Consider the following 13,031-nt stretch of genomic DNA (forward strand, 5'->3'; position numbering starts at 1 on the left):
GGCCGGGGCGGCGGCGGCCGCGACGGCCGGGACCCGTACGGCGCGGCGGCGGGCCGGCAGTCCGAACGTCGGGTGGGCCACGGCCCAGGCGGCGCCCTTGCAGACCAGTTCCTTGTACACGGCGGCGAGCCGTCCGGTCAGGGCCGCGCCGACCGCGCGGTCGTCGGCGGTGACGTACTGGATGAGCCCTTCGCCGCGGCCCAGCGAGATGCACTGGTTGAAGTAGCGGATCGGCACGTTCGGGAGCTTCCCGCCGGTCAGCCGTGCCGCGATGGCGTCGGCGGCCTGCCACGCGGTGGGGGTGCCCGAGGCGCACGACATGCGCAGCGGCTTGCCGCCGGGTCCCGTGACCATGGCCGCGTCGCCGATGGCGTACACGTCGGGGTGCGAGACCGAGCGCATGGTCCCGTCCACCACGATCTGGCCGGTGCCGGTGACCTCCAGGCCGGTGGCCCGCGCGATCGGGTGGACGGCGAAGCCGGTGGTCCACACGGTGAGCGCGGCCGGGAGCAAGCCGCCCTCGGAGGTGGTGACGCGGCCGGCGGCCACGGCGGTGACGTCGGTGTGCTCGTGCACGGTGATGCCGAGCCGGTCGAAGACCTTCCGCAGGTGAGCGCGGCCCCTGGGCGAGAGCCAGTCGCCGAGTCCGCCGCGGGCGGCGAGGGCCACGTCGAGGTCCGGGCGGGCCTCGGCGATCTCGGTCGCGGCCTCGATCCCGGTGAGACCGCCGCCGACCACGACGACGTGCTGCCCGGCGTCCAGGCGGGCGAGGCGCTCGCGCACCCGCAGCGCCCCGGGGCGTCCGGCGATCTCGTGGGCGTGCTCGGCGGCACCGGGGACCGACTGGTCGTTCCACCGGCTGCCGAGGGCGTAGACGAGCGTGTCGTACTCCAGTTCGCCGTCGCCGTCCGCGTCACGGACGGCGACGGTCCCTCGGTCGACGTCGACGCCGGTGACCCGCGCGAGCCTCAGCTCCACGCCGGTGCCCGCGAGCATCCCGGCGAGCGGCCGCTGCCTGAGCGGCCGGCCGGCCGCGAGCTCGTGGTTGCGGACGCGTTCGACGAAGTCCGGCTCGGCGTTGACCAGGGTGACGGAGACGTCCTCCCGGCGCAGCCGCCTGGCGAGACGGCCGGCGGCGAAGGCTCCGGTGTAGCCGGCCCCGAGGACGATGATGCGGTGCTGCTGCATGGCTGGCTCCTGTCGTCGGTGGGTTCGCCCCTTGAACCGGGCGGGCCGCCGTTTCCTGACAGGAGCGGAACGTGAGGCCGGTCACACCTCGGTCAGAAGGCGGCGCGGACCAGAGGTTCCCCGTGGTCGGCCGCCGCCCACCTCTCGATCACCCGTTCGAGCTTGTCGGGGTTGACCTGGCTCCGGACGGCGGCGATGCCCTCGGCGGTGACCTCCAGGCACATGACGCCGACGACCCGGCCGTCGACGACCGCCACGACGGCCGGGTCCCCGTTGGCGGTCGTGGCGTAGACCTCGGGGGAGCCACCGACCAGGGCCCGCTTGGCCTTCCCGGGCGTGAACAGGCCCCGCACGAACGTCGCGACCGCGAGCGCGCCCTCGAACGCCTTGGCGCGCGCCGGGACCTTGCCGCCGCCGTCGCCGACCGCGACGGCGTCCTGGGTCAGCAGCCGCACCAGCGGCTCGGTCCGGCCACTGGTGGCGGCCGCGAGGAACTCGTCGACGATCCGCCGGGCGGCGGCCTCGTCGATCTCCGTACGGGCCCTGCCCTGAGCGACGTGCTTCTTGGCGCGGTGGAGGATCTGCTGGCTGGCCGCCTCGGTGAGGTCGAGGATCTCGGCGATCTCCCAGTGCGTGTAGCCGAAGGCCTCCCGCAGGACGTACACCGCGCGCTCGGCCGGGGTGAGCCGCTCCAGCAGGACGAGGACCGCGTACGACACCGACTCCCGCTGTTCGGCGGTGTCGGCGGGGCCCAGCATCGGGTCCCCGGCGATCAGCGGCTCGGGGAGCCACTGCCCCACGTAGGTCTCGCGCCGCGCGCGGGCCGAGGTGAGCTGGTTGAGGCACAGGTTGGTGAGCACCTTCGTCAGCCAGGCCTCGGGCACTTTGATGCGGTCGACGTCGGCGCCCTGCCACCGCAGAAACGTCTCCTGGACGGCATCCTCGGCCTCGCCCGCCGAGCCGAGCAGCCGGTAGGCGATGGCCTCCAGCCGGGGCCGGACGGCCATGAACCGCTCCACGTCGCTCACGCTCAGGGCCATGCCCCGGATCCTAACGCCGACGGCACGGGACGGCCGCGGGGCGGCCCCCGCTGAACGGGTGCGCCGCGCTGCGTCCGCGGGTCGCTGTCCTCGGCGAGGGTGTGGGCGACGAGGGCGTTCGCGTGACCGTGACCCAGGCCGTGTTCGCTCTTGAGCCAGGCGACCAGCTCCATGTGCCGGGTCAGCGGCGAGGCGCGGCACGTCCTTCTCTCGCTGGTGGTCTCTTCCCGTCAGGGAGGACCGGCGAGCGGGACGGAACCGATCGGCACGGGGCTGTGAGCCGCGTCACCCCGCCGCGCGCTACGAGGTCAGGCCGATCTCCGCGCAGGCCGTCGCGTAGGCCTGGGTGCAGATGTCCTTGGCGGTGTAGACGCCGTCCTCGATCACCGTGTCCTCGATGTTCTCCCTCGTGAGGGCGACCACAGGGACCAGCATCGCCGGGACGTCCTTGCGCGTCGGGCTGTCGATGCGGTCCCGGGCGAGGGCGTCGAACTGGATCGAGCGGTCCTGCACCTTGGCCACCGCCATGTCCGCGGCACCCGTCGCCTCCAGCAGGAAGGACTTGTACACGGTCATGTACTGCGTGCCCGCGACGATCCGCTGCACGGCCGCGAGGTCCGCGTCCTGCCCGGTGACCGGCGGCAGGTCGGTGACGCCCGCGTCCCCCAGCGCCTCGATGACGGCACCGGCCATGCCGTCGTTCGCCGAGTAGACGGCGGCGACGTTGCCCGCGCCGATCTCCTTGAGCGCCTTGCGCATGTTCTCCGCGGCGACCTCGGGCAGCCACTTCTCCGTGTCGTACGACTTGGCGATGTCCACCTTGCCTTCCAGCTCGCCGAGCGCGCCCTTCTTGAACAGCGCCGTGTTCGGGTCGGCGGGCTCACCGTTCATCATGACGACCTTGCTGTTCTCGGCGTTCTCGCCGAGCGCGTTCACCAGGGCACGGCCCTGCACCTGGCCGACGAGTTCGTTGTCGTGCGAGACGTAGGCGTCGATCGGGCCCTCGGCGAGACGGTCGTAGGCGATGACGGGTATGCCCGCCTTCTTCGCCTTCTCCACGTCCGGCGCGACGGCCTTGGCGTCCACCGCGTTCACCAGGACCACGTCGACGCCGTCGGCGATCAGCTTCCCGAACTGCTCGCTCTGCCTGGTGCTGCTGCCCTCGGCGTTCGCGTAGACGACCTTGCCCTGCTTGTCGGTGAGGGAGGCGATCCGCTCCTTGATCAGCGGGTAGTCGAACTTCTCGAAACGCGCCGTGTCCCGGTCGGGCAGCAGCAGGCCCACGGTGATGTCGTAACTCCTGGGGCCCCGTTCCGCGTCGTCGCCGCCGGTCGCGCCGAAGAGGCCGCACCCGGTCAGCGAGAGGGCCGACAGCGTGGCGGTCAGGAGCAGGACACAGCGGCGTACGGCGGTGGGGGAGGGAGTGGTGCGGGGGTTCACGTGAGGTGCCTTCCGGGCGGGCGTGCGGCGAGGGCGACCGGGCGGCTGGACGGCCGACGCGGCACCACGGTGCGACGTCAAGACCAACTCCCGCCTCCGCCCTGAATGTTGCTCAGCAGTGTGTCCATTGTGAGGGGGTGCGGCCCCGGCGCTCACGACCTTCTCGCGCGGTGCGCAGAGAATGTGCGCAGGAGAGGCACACGGGCTGCACACAGTGCGCCGGGGCCCTGGCTAGCGTTGCTGTCCCCTGCTCCGGACCGGTCGCCTTCCGGGCGGACGGTACGTCAACTCAGGAAGACACAGGAAGACAGCGGATGGACTACTGCTCCACGTGTCGCCGGCACCTCAACGGCGCCCTGGTCTGCCCGGGCTGCGGCGCCTACGCCCCCGACATCGCGCCCGGCGTCATCGGCGGCCGCGCCGTTCCCGGTACGGCGACCGCGGCGGCCGAGCCCACCGCACCCGTCACTCCCCCCGCCCCGCGCCCCGGTGACGTGCCGTGCGGGACGCCCGCTTCCTCCGGTACGGGCCGGGCGGCGCGGAGGCGGCAGCGGGCCCGCTGGAAGAAGACCCAGCGGCGCGCCCTGGTCGCCACGGCCGTGGCCCTCGTGGGCGGTGGACTGACCCTCGCCTCGACGGACCGGGGCACCGGGGACCGCGCCCAGGCCGCCGCGGCACCCGACCACGAGGGCATGGGCGGCGCCACGGGGCCCGCGGACTCCGCGACCGGCCCGGGCTCCCCGGACGCCTCCGAGGACCGCACGCGTCCGTCGCACCCCACGGACGACGAGGGCCGGACGCCGGCCGGCACCGCCCCGGCGCCCACCGCCCCGTCCCGCCCCCACACGGACGGCCCTTCCGTCCCGCTCACGGACGTCACGTCCCGGCCGCGGACGACCACCCCGGACTCCGTCTCCCGCTCCGGCGCGCGTTCGGACGCGGGCGGGAGCGCGGACGCGGACGCGAGCCCGGACACCGGCTCCGGTACGGTCACCCGTCCGGCGTCGCCACCCCCGGCCGCCGGGAGCGGCGACGGCTCCGGCGACGCCACCGGAGGCACGGACCAGGGCGACGGCTCCCAGCCCGCTCCCTCCACCCCGTCGGCCACCGAACCGGACTCCTCCCGGCTCTGCCTCCTGGTGATCTGCCTCGGCTGACCCTTACGCGCGCCCCGTGCCGCTCCTGCGGAACAATCGGGGCATGAGCATCGTCAAGATCAACGTACTCACGGTCCCCGCAGAGCAGCGCGAGACGCTGGAGCAGCGGTTCGCCGCGCGGGCGGGGGCGGTGGAGAACTCCGACGGCTTCGAGTGGTTCGAGTTGCTCCGTCCGGTGGAGGGCACCGACACCTACCTCGTGTACACCCGCTGGCGGACCGAGGAGGACTTCCAGCGCTGGATGGCCGGCCGGGGCCAGGCCGCGCACGGGGAGCAGGGCGAGAGGCCGCGCCCGGCGGCCACGGACGCCACCCTGTGGTCCTTCGAGGTGGTCCAGCAGGCCGCGCCCCGGCAGGGCTGACCGCACGCGGTGCCGGTCTTGTCCCCCACTCTCCAGCCGCGGGGGACGCCGGCCCGGATGCGCCGGCCACCGGTGGTGCTGCGGACCAGCCAGTCGGCCGGCATCGCCCGCTCCGCGGCCGGGAGGGCCTCGCTTCCTCGCCGATCTCGGTACTGATCAACATGCGTCACACGTCAGGTGCTCCGCGGAATAGGCGAACGGAAAACGAAGAGCAGGGGCCCGCACCGAAGTGCGAACCCCTGCTCTTCAAACCCTGCGTGCAGGTCAGGCGGGGACGATGTTCTCCGCCTGCGGGCCCTTCTGGCCCTGGGTGACGTCGAAGGTCACCTTCTGGCCTTCCTGGAGCTCACGGAAGCCCGAGGTGGCGATGTTCGAGTAGTGGGCGAACACGTCAGCGCCGCCGCCGTCCTGCTCGATGAAGCCGAAGCCCTTTTCCGAGTTGAACCACTTCACCGTACCGGTGGCCATATCAAATCTCCTGAGACAGTGTCGGAACTCGCACTTTACGAATCCCTACATCGTCGCGATGATCACCTGCCCGGAGACCCGGTAGCAAACTGGCAACCACAACTGCAACTGGCGTCAGCCTAGCATGGAAAATAGCCGCGGCAAGCGAGGAAAATCACTGGCATAAAACACCGACGGCGTGTTTAGGGAAAGAGATTTTCTGCAACGGGAGCGGAAATTCTGGTCCGGCGGTAACAGATTTTCACCGGTGTCCCCGGACCGCGTCCGCCTCCCGCCGACGGAGCTCCTCGTTCGCCCGTTCGGCCCGTTCCAGCCGCTCCTCGAGACTGACGATGCGGCACGCGGCGTCGAGCGGGGTGCCCTGGTCGACCAGTTCGCGGGCCCGGACGGCCAGCCTCAGCTGGTGGCGCGAGTAGCGGCGGTGGCCGCCTTCCGAGCGCGTCGGGGTGATCAGCCGCGCCTCGCCCAGGGCGCGGAGGAACGCGGGTGCGGCTCCGACCAGCTCGGCGGCCCTGCCCATGGTGTAGGCCGGGAAGTGGTCGTCGTCGAGCCGGCCGGCGACGGATTCCGAGGGCATACGCACCTTCCCGCGGACCACGGTGGGCACGGTCCGCCACGGGGACGGGTTCCCCGCGGGGGAACTCTAGTCGGCCCGGTGGAAAATCTGCCGTGGCTGCAGCAGATGTCGTGGTGGGCCCCGGGGGCGGAACGTGAGGGGCGTCAGGCGCTTTCTCCCGCCCCCCGGTCACGCCCCGCCCTTCCCCCTCGCGTCCTCGGCCGGCCGGGTGGTGCGATGCGGACCCATCGCGCCGAGCACGTCGCCGAGTTCGGTCTCGGTGAGAGCGCTGCCGGGAAGCGGGCCGGGCGGAGCCGTAGGGGTGGCGCGCAGTCCGTCGAGGAACAGGGCGAGGGGGCGGTGCCAGGCGTCGTGGGTGGTGGCCGTGGTCAGCGGCGGGACGGCGCGGCCGAGGGCGGCGAGGGCGAACAGCAGGTCCTCGGTGGTGACGTCGGGGCGCACGGTGCCCTGCGCGCGCGCCCGCTCCAGCAGCAGTTCCACGGTCCTGCGGTTGTGCGCGTGGACGGCCTGGAGGGCCTCGACGTCCGGCAGACGGGTGGTCATGAGGTCGTTGGTGCCGCGGTCGGCCGCAAGAGTGGCGAAGACGGCGCGGAGGTAGCCGGTCAGGCCCGCCCAGGCGTCCGGGGCAATCCGGGCGCGTTCGCCTGCCGCCATGGTGCCGGTCAGCTGGTCACGGAAGACGGCGTCGACGAGGGCGGCACGGGTGGGGAAGTGCCGGTAGAGCGTCGCGTTGCCCACCCCCGCCCGGCGCGCGATCACGTCCAGCGGGGCGTCGAGCCCCTGCTCGGAGAAGACCGCGTGCGCGGCCTCCACCAGCCGGTCCCGGTTGCGCCGCGCGTCACGCCGCTGCCGGGGCGGCGGGGCGGCGGGGCCGGGCGCGGTGGGCTCTTCACCGACGGTCATCGTCGTCCTCCGTACGAAAGCGGGGAGCGCTCCCCGACCGGATGCTATCGTCGGCGGACGAAGTGGGGACCACTCCCCATTTAATGCGTCGGTACCGGGCACAGGAGTGTCACGGCACGGAGAGGACGGCGACGTGCGCGCGCCCACCCTGGAGGAGCTGGCCCCGCGGGGCCACGACCTGGCAGCCGAGCCGTTCCCGGTCCTCGCGGCCCTGCGGGCCGAGGGCCCGGTGCACCGCGTCCACGTGCCGGGGAGCGGGGACGCCTGGCTGGTGGTGACGTGGGAGGCGGTGCGGGCCGCGCTGACCGACCCCCGGCTGCGCAACGACATCCGGCACTCCGCCGGGTGGGAGACCGACGGCGGCCACGCCGTCGGCCGCAACATGCTGCAGAGCGACCCGCCGGACCACACCCGGCTGCGGCGGCTGGTGGCGGGCCGCTTCACACCGGGCCGGATCGCCGCCCTGCGGCCGCGCATCGAGACCGTGGCGCGCGAGTTGCTGGACCGGCTGCCGCGGACGGGCACCGCCGACCTGGTGAGCGGTTACGCGCTGCCGCTGCCGGTCACCGTGATCTGCGATCTCCTCGGCGTGCCCGAGGCCGACCGCGCGGCATTCCACACCTGGTCGAACGAGCTGGTCGTACCGACCGGCGAGGAGGCCGCCGCCGCCTCGGCCGCGGCGCTCACCGGCTACCTCACCGGACTCGTCGCCGAGAAGAGCCGCACACCGGACGACTCCCTGCTCGGGGAGCTGACCACGGCCGCCGGCGCGCCGGACGACGGGGCCCGCCTCGCCCCGGAGGAACTGCTCGGCATGGCCTTCCTGCTCCTCGTGGCCGGCCACGAGACCACGGTCGACCTGATCTCCGCGACGGTGCACAGCCTGCTGACCCACCCCGACCAGCTGGCCCTGCTGCGCGCCGACCCGGACCTGACCGGCGCCGCGGTCGAGGAGTCGCTGCGCTACAACTCCCCGGTCCACGCGGGCGCGTTCCGTTTCGCGGCGGAGCCGCTGGAACTCGCCGGTACCCGGGTGGCCGCCGGTGACGCGGTGCTCGTCTCCCTGGCCGCGGCCTCCCGCGACCCGCTCGCCTTCCCGGACCCCGACCGCTTCGACGTCACCCGCCGCCCCCGGGGCCACCTGGCCTTCGGACACGGCGCGCACCACTGCCTCGGCGCCCCGCTCGCCCGCGTGGAGGCCACCGTCGCCCTCCGCCTCCTCCTCCAGCGGCACCCGGGCCTCGCCCTCGCCACCGCCCCGGAGGACCTCACCTGGCGCACGAGCACGCTGCTGCGGGGCCTCACCACGCTGCCGCTGCGCCTGGGCTGACCGACAACACACCCCGCGGGCACCGTAATGCGGAGGCGTGTACGACGGTGAGGCGCGAGACTGCGCCGTACGCACGGACCCGCCCGCCACCGCAGCCACGGAGGCCGCCACGTCACCCGAACCGTCCACCGCACCGTCCGCGTACCGCCCCCTCACCTGGCCCGAGGTCGACCCGGCGCGCATCCCCTTCCCCTGGGACGCGGCGGAGGAGGCCCGCATCACGGCACGGGTCGCCGTGCGCGTACCGCCCGTACGGACCGGCGGGGAGGGCAGGTGGACGGACGAACGGCGCTGCGAACGGCGGCTGACCGACCTGTTCGTCGAGACGCGGCCGTCCGCTCCGACGCGGTGCGGCGCCCGCGCCCGCCGCTCACCTTCTCCCTGCTGTCCGGGTGGCAGCGGCAGGTCCTCGGTACACCCGGGCCCCCGCCCTTCCGCACGGGCGACGCCCACGCCAAGGCCGGGCGCGAACGCTGCGCGCTGACCCCGCACACCCCGGCGGTCTTCGCCCGCTGTCCGGCGGAGGCCGACGGCCCCGGCGTCCCGCTGCCCGCCCGCGCCGCCCGCGCCTGCCTGGACGTGGCCTTCTTCCACCCCTTCGACGACGGCAACGCGCGCGCCGCCCTGCTCGCCCTCGCCTTCGTCCTGGCCCGCGAGTCGGTCACCCTGCACAAGGTGGGGCCGCTGCGGACCGTCCGCTACGCGGACGACCCGGACGGGGCCGCCGACCTGGCGGTCCTGGTGACGATCCTCATCCGGTGACGGGGGACCGCGCGCCTCGGACGGGCGCGCGGCGCCGGCCGCCGGGGAGGCCGCGCGGGAAGGCCGGGCCGGGCCCCGAGCTGCACACGTGGGGACGCGACGGCCCGTCCCGGCCTTCCCTCTGGCCGCAATCTGCCACGCGGCGGGGCCGGCCGCCCGCCGGGACGGGCCGAACGAGGGCCCGCCCCCCACCTCCGTGAATCCGGGCATTCCGGGCGCTTTATCTCATTTCTTCGCCCATACTCGGAAACATGGACACGGCAACGTACGTACAACTCGCTGCGAGTCAGCAACGGTGGGGCGTCCTCGCGGCCTTCATCGGCGGGATGATCGTGGCCGGCGCGCTGATCTGGGCCGTACGGGTGGGGATGCGCTACATGGACCAGGAGGAGCCCCGCCCCAAACCCGAGGAGCAGCCGAGGCTGCCGGACGGCGGCGCGGTCCACGAGATGCGGGAGATGCGGGAGCCGGACGAGATGCCGAAGGTCGAGAGGGGCGGCTCACGGCTCATGCCCTACGAGCTCCATCACTCCGCCACCAGGACGGGCAAGGACCAGAACCGCAAGCGCTGGCTGCCCGGGGGCAGCGGGGCCTTCGGCAGCGGGGGCCCGGGGCACGTCTGACATGGCCGGGGCACGCACCCGCGGGGCCGCCGGAGCGGCTGCGCTGGCGGCGCTCCTCGTCGGCGGTGCGGCCGGCTGCGCGGACGACGGGAACGGGGCCGAGCCGCCCGCGTCGTCCGCGGCGTCCCGGGCCACGGAGCTGTGGGAGTCGGCGACGGCCGAGGCCGGGCGCGGGCTGGAGGAGTTCACGCGGGGCCTCGACGTCACGGACGACGTCACCCTCGGCTCCCCGACCGTGCCCGCGGACGGCCGGACCTCGGTCGGGGTCACCGTGCGCAACACCGACGACTCCACGCGTTCGTTCCTCGTGGAGGTCGACTTCAGGGACGCGGACGGCGACCTGGTGGACGTGGCCCTGGTGACCGTGGACGACGTGGCGGCGGGCGAGTCCGCGCAGGCCACCGCGCGCGGCACGCGCGACGTGCCCTCCGGCGCCCGCCCGGAGGTGGCGCGGGCGGCGCGCTACTGAGGCACCGGAGCCGCGGCGTCCCCCACGGTGATCTGGATCTGCTCGCCGGCCGCGCTCACCCCGTTCAGGGCGGCCGTGGCCTGGAGCCGGTTGGGTCCGTCGGGCAGCGCCTGGGCGGGGGTGCAGGTCCAGTGGCCGTCGGACCCGGCGGTGTCGGTGCACACCTCGGCGCCGTCCTGGTCGGAGACCGTGATCTGGGCACCCGGGTGGGCCGTACCGGCGATCACCGGCCGTGCGTCCAGGGGCACCCCGGACTCCGGGCGGGTCAGGGCCGGGGAGGCGAGCCCCACGGTCACCTGGCAGCCGCCGGTCGCCGTGACCACGCCCCTGCCGTCCGCGAGCCTCAGGACACAGCCGCTCAGCCGGGTCCCCGGCACCGCGTCCGCCGGCACCGCCAGCACGAACGGGAAGGCGGCGTCCCGCCACGGCCGCCGCGCCGAGTCCGCGGTGTAGACGGCGCCACTGCCGTCGGCGGCCACCACGCCCCGGTAACCGGGGGCGTCCAGGGGGACGCCCGTCACCCGGGCCCCGGCGGGCGCGGTCAGCGTCAGCGTGGACCCGGGGCCGGGCAGGGGATCCGTGAAGCCCGCGGCCTCCACGATGCCGTCGTGGCCCGGCGGGATCGTCACGTCGCCCCACAGCACCCGCGCCCGCGCCGCCGGAGCGGGGCCGTCGGCGGCGGCGGACGTCCCGGCCGGCAGCCAGACTCCCACGAGGACCCCGGCCGCGGTCAGCGCGGCGGCGGCTGTCTTGCTGGACCTGTTCATCGTCGGCGGGCTCCCTGTACATCCGTCGCGGACACACCTGGGACCGATTCTGACGCGGTGTCCGTGTGGCCCGCCCGCACTGCGCGGCCGTACGGGTGGCCGCCGCACGGAACTCCCAGGTTCCGCGCCCGTGAGGGTGTACGGGGGGCGGAACCTGGGAGCCCGCCGCCCCCCTGCCGTCGACCGGGCCCGGCGACGGCAGGGAGCGCGGTGGCCGGTTCAGCGGCCGAGCCAGGCCGTCGTGTCGGGGCCGAGGCGGCCGTCCTCCAGGGGGGAACTGGTCAGCAGGACCTCGCCCGCCGGGAGGGAGACGGGGGCGGAGGACAGATTGGCCACGCAGCGCCAGCCGTCGCCGCGGTCGAACTGCAGGACCCCGGCCGGGGTGTCCTCCGCCCAGGTCAGCGTCTCGCCGTCCAGCAGCTTGCGGCGCAGCCGCAGCGACGTGCGGTACAGCTCCAGGGTCGAGCCCTCCACCCCGTCCTGCGCCTCGACGGCGTACGCGGCGAAGGAGGGCGGCTGCGGCAGCCAGGCGCCGCCCGCCCCGAAGCCGTACGACGGTCCGGTCGTCGTCCACGGCAGCGGCACCCGGCATCCGTCGCGGCCCTTGCGGACGTGCCCCGTCTGCTCCCAGATCGGGTCCTGCAGGACCTCGGTGGGCAGGTCCGCGACCTCGGGCAGGCCGAGTTCCTCGCCTTGGTAGACGTACGCGGAGCCGGGCAGCGCCAGCATCAGCAGGGTGGCGGCGCGGGCCCGGCGCAGCCCGGCGTCCTGGTCGACGGCGGGGGCGCGGCCGCCGGACAGCAGCCAGGCGTTCTCGTCCGTGTCCGGCGGCAGCATCAGCCGGGAGGCGTGCCGGACCACGTCGTGGTTGGACAGCACCCAGGTCGCCGAGGCACCGGCCGCGTGCGCGGTCGCCAGCGAGTCGGTGATGACCTGCCGGAGTTCCTCCGCGTCCCACGGGGCCTGCAAGTACTCGAAGTTGAAGGCCTGGCCCAGTTCGTCCGGGCGGGCGTACAGGGCGCGCCGCTCGCCCGGGACCCACGCCTCGGCGACGGCCATGCGGGGCGGGGAGTAGGCGTCCAGGATCTTGCGCCAGTCGCGGTAGATCTCGTGCACCTCGTCCCGGTCGTAGAACGGGTGGGTGCCGGGCGGGAAATCGGCGAGAGCGCCCTCACGGCTCAGTTCGGGGGCGCCGAGGTCGCGCAGCGGTTCGTCGAGGTCCTTGGCCAGGGCGTGCGCGACGTCCACGCGGAAGCCGTCGACACCGCGGTCGGCCCAGAACCGCAGGGTGGTGCGGACGTCCGCGCGGACGTCCGGGTGCCCCCAGTTGAGGTCGGGCTGCTCGGCGGCGAAGAGGTGCAGGTACCACTGCCCGTCCGGCACCCGCTGCCAGGCGCTGCCGCCGAAGACGGACTGCCAGTCGGTCGGCGGCAGCTCGCCCCGCTCGCCCCGGCCGTCCCGGAAGACGTAGCGGTCGCGGGCGGGCGAGCCGGGGCCGGCCCGCAGCGCCTCCTGGAACCAGACGTGCTGGTGGGAGGTGTGGTTGGGGACGATGTCGACGATCACCTTCAGGCCGAGCCGGTGGGCTTCGGCGACCATGGTGGCGAAGTCGTCGAGGGTGCCCAGGCGCGGGTCGACGTCGCGCGGGTCGGCGACGTCGTAACCGCCGTCGGCGAGCTCGGAGGGGTAGAAGGGGCTCAGCCACAGGGCGTCGACGCCGAGGGCTGCGAGGTGGGTGAGGCGCCGGGTGACGCCGCGCAGGTCACCGAGCCCGTCGCCGTCGGCGTCGGCGAAGCTGCGGGGGTAGATCTGGTAGACGACCGCCTGCCGCCACCAGTCGGGGTTCCGGGAGGAGAGGTCGGGCGTGGCGGCGGGCGCCGGATGCGGGGGCCGGGGGTCGGGCGTGGGGATGCGATCGGTCACGCGGTCTCCTCTGGGTGCGTGCG

At 74.3% G+C, this 13,031-nt stretch carries 14 protein-coding genes and 1 pseudogene; 6 read left to right on the forward strand and 9 right to left on the reverse strand.

Annotated elements, in window-relative coordinates; genetic code table 11:
- The 4 genes and pseudogenes from BU52_RS24605 to BU52_RS24620 all read right to left on the reverse strand — a co-directional run.
- On the reverse strand, window positions 1–1,188 hold a 1,188-nt coding region (locus BU52_RS24605; RefSeq protein WP_037938107.1), incomplete at its 3' end, for an NAD(P)/FAD-dependent oxidoreductase.
- Between the two features lie 92 nt (window positions 1,189–1,280).
- The gene (gene sigJ / locus BU52_RS24610; RefSeq protein ID WP_037938109.1) at window positions 1,281–2,228 is read right to left on the reverse strand and encodes an RNA polymerase sigma factor SigJ; all 948 of its coding nucleotides are present in this window, start codon (window positions 2,226–2,228) and stop codon (window positions 1,281–1,283) included.
- Between the two features lie 83 nt (window positions 2,229–2,311).
- Window positions 2,312–2,425 (reverse strand): annotated as a pseudogene (locus BU52_RS34010) (DUF4287 domain-containing protein); the annotation flags it as partial.
- Window positions 2,426–2,528: 103 nt separating this feature from the next.
- Window positions 2,529–3,668, reverse strand: a complete 1,140-nt coding sequence (locus BU52_RS24620; protein ID WP_037938113.1) for a sugar ABC transporter substrate-binding protein — start codon at window positions 3,666–3,668, stop codon at window positions 2,529–2,531.
- Between the two features lie 314 nt (window positions 3,669–3,982).
- On the opposite strand from BU52_RS24620, the gene BU52_RS35345 reads away from it, so the two are divergent.
- Together BU52_RS35345 and BU52_RS24630 are read left to right on the forward strand one after the other, a co-directional pair.
- The gene (locus BU52_RS35345) at window positions 3,983–4,825 is read left to right on the forward strand and encodes an SCO2400 family protein (RefSeq protein WP_037938114.1); all 843 of its coding nucleotides are present in this window, start codon (window positions 3,983–3,985) and stop codon (window positions 4,823–4,825) included.
- A gap of 43 nt (window positions 4,826–4,868) precedes the next feature.
- Window positions 4,869–5,186, forward strand: coding sequence for an antibiotic biosynthesis monooxygenase family protein (locus BU52_RS24630; RefSeq protein WP_037938116.1), 318 nt, complete (start codon window positions 4,869–4,871; stop codon window positions 5,184–5,186).
- 264 nt (window positions 5,187–5,450) lie between these two features.
- Here BU52_RS24630 and BU52_RS24635 read toward each other — a convergent pair whose 3' ends face one another.
- From BU52_RS24635 to BU52_RS24645, 3 genes are all read right to left on the reverse strand, one after another.
- Entirely contained in the window at window positions 5,451–5,654 is a 204-nt protein-coding gene (locus tag BU52_RS24635; RefSeq protein ID WP_004985680.1) for a cold-shock protein, read from the reverse strand.
- Window positions 5,655–5,895: 241 nt separating this feature from the next.
- On the reverse strand, window positions 5,896–6,231 hold the full coding sequence (locus tag BU52_RS24640; RefSeq protein ID WP_037938119.1) for a MerR family transcriptional regulator: 336 nt from the start codon (window positions 6,229–6,231) through the stop codon (window positions 5,896–5,898).
- 168 nt (window positions 6,232–6,399) lie between these two features.
- Complete coding sequence (locus BU52_RS24645) at window positions 6,400–7,134, reverse strand: TetR/AcrR family transcriptional regulator (protein ID WP_037938120.1); 735 nt, start codon at window positions 7,132–7,134, stop codon at window positions 6,400–6,402.
- Window positions 7,135–7,267: 133 nt separating this feature from the next.
- Here BU52_RS24645 and BU52_RS24650 point away from each other — a divergent pair, with 133 nt between their 5' ends.
- The 4 genes from BU52_RS24650 to BU52_RS24665 all read left to right on the forward strand — a co-directional run bounded on the left by BU52_RS24650 (window position 7,268) and on the right by BU52_RS24665 (window position 10,318).
- Window positions 7,268–8,464 (forward strand): cytochrome P450 family protein, encoded by a 1,197-nt coding sequence (locus tag BU52_RS24650; protein WP_037938121.1) that lies wholly within the window; start codon window positions 7,268–7,270, stop codon window positions 8,462–8,464.
- Between the two features lie 348 nt (window positions 8,465–8,812).
- On the forward strand, window positions 8,813–9,226 hold the full coding sequence (locus BU52_RS24655) for a Fic family protein (protein WP_235216412.1): 414 nt from the start codon (window positions 8,813–8,815) through the stop codon (window positions 9,224–9,226).
- 251 nt (window positions 9,227–9,477) lie between these two features.
- Complete coding sequence (locus tag BU52_RS24660) at window positions 9,478–9,849, forward strand: DUF6479 family protein (RefSeq protein WP_037938123.1); 372 nt, start codon at window positions 9,478–9,480, stop codon at window positions 9,847–9,849.
- Between the two features lies 1 nt (window position 9,850).
- Window positions 9,851–10,318, forward strand: coding sequence for an FxLYD domain-containing protein (locus BU52_RS24665; protein ID WP_037938125.1), 468 nt, complete (start codon window positions 9,851–9,853; stop codon window positions 10,316–10,318).
- Here BU52_RS24665 and BU52_RS24670 read toward each other — a convergent pair.
- A complete protein-coding gene (locus BU52_RS24670; RefSeq protein ID WP_037938127.1) occupies window positions 10,312–11,085 on the reverse strand; it encodes an Ig-like domain-containing protein in 774 nt (257 codons plus the stop codon). The two genes, BU52_RS24665 and BU52_RS24670, sit on opposite strands and share 7 nt — an antisense overlap.
- A 219-nt stretch (window positions 11,086–11,304) precedes the next feature.
- Complete coding sequence (locus tag BU52_RS24675; protein WP_037938128.1) at window positions 11,305–13,008, reverse strand: glycoside hydrolase family 13 protein; 1,704 nt, start codon at window positions 13,006–13,008, stop codon at window positions 11,305–11,307.
- Window positions 13,009–13,031: the final 23 nt, after the last annotated feature.

This window comes from Streptomyces toyocaensis, assembly GCF_000725125.1.
GTDB lineage: Bacteria > Actinomycetota > Actinomycetes > Streptomycetales > Streptomycetaceae > Streptomyces > Streptomyces toyocaensis.

Bases quoted from the DNA above. Each gene is read 5' to 3' on its own strand.
- BU52_RS35345 (WP_037938114.1), top strand. From the start codon at position 3,983: ATGGACTACTGCTCCACGTGTCGCCGGCACCTCAACGGCGCCCTGGTC.
- BU52_RS24665 (WP_037938125.1), top strand. From the start codon at position 9,851: ATGGCCGGGGCACGCACCCGCGGGGCCGCCGGAGCGGCTGCGCTGGCG.
- BU52_RS24635 (WP_004985680.1), bottom strand. From the start codon at position 5,654: ATGGCCACCGGTACGGTGAAGTGGTTCAACTCGGAAAAGGGCTTCGGC.
- BU52_RS24645 (WP_037938120.1), bottom strand. From the start codon at position 7,134: ATGACCGTCGGTGAAGAGCCCACCGCGCCCGGCCCCGCCGCCCCGCCG.
- BU52_RS24630 (WP_037938116.1), top strand. From the start codon at position 4,869: ATGAGCATCGTCAAGATCAACGTACTCACGGTCCCCGCAGAGCAGCGC.
- BU52_RS24660 (WP_037938123.1), top strand. From the start codon at position 9,478: ATGGACACGGCAACGTACGTACAACTCGCTGCGAGTCAGCAACGGTGG.
- BU52_RS24670 (WP_037938127.1), bottom strand. From the start codon at position 11,085: ATGAACAGGTCCAGCAAGACAGCCGCCGCCGCGCTGACCGCGGCCGGG.
- BU52_RS24640 (WP_037938119.1), bottom strand. From the start codon at position 6,231: ATGCCCTCGGAATCCGTCGCCGGCCGGCTCGACGACGACCACTTCCCG.
- sigJ (WP_037938109.1), bottom strand. From the start codon at position 2,228: ATGGCCCTGAGCGTGAGCGACGTGGAGCGGTTCATGGCCGTCCGGCCC.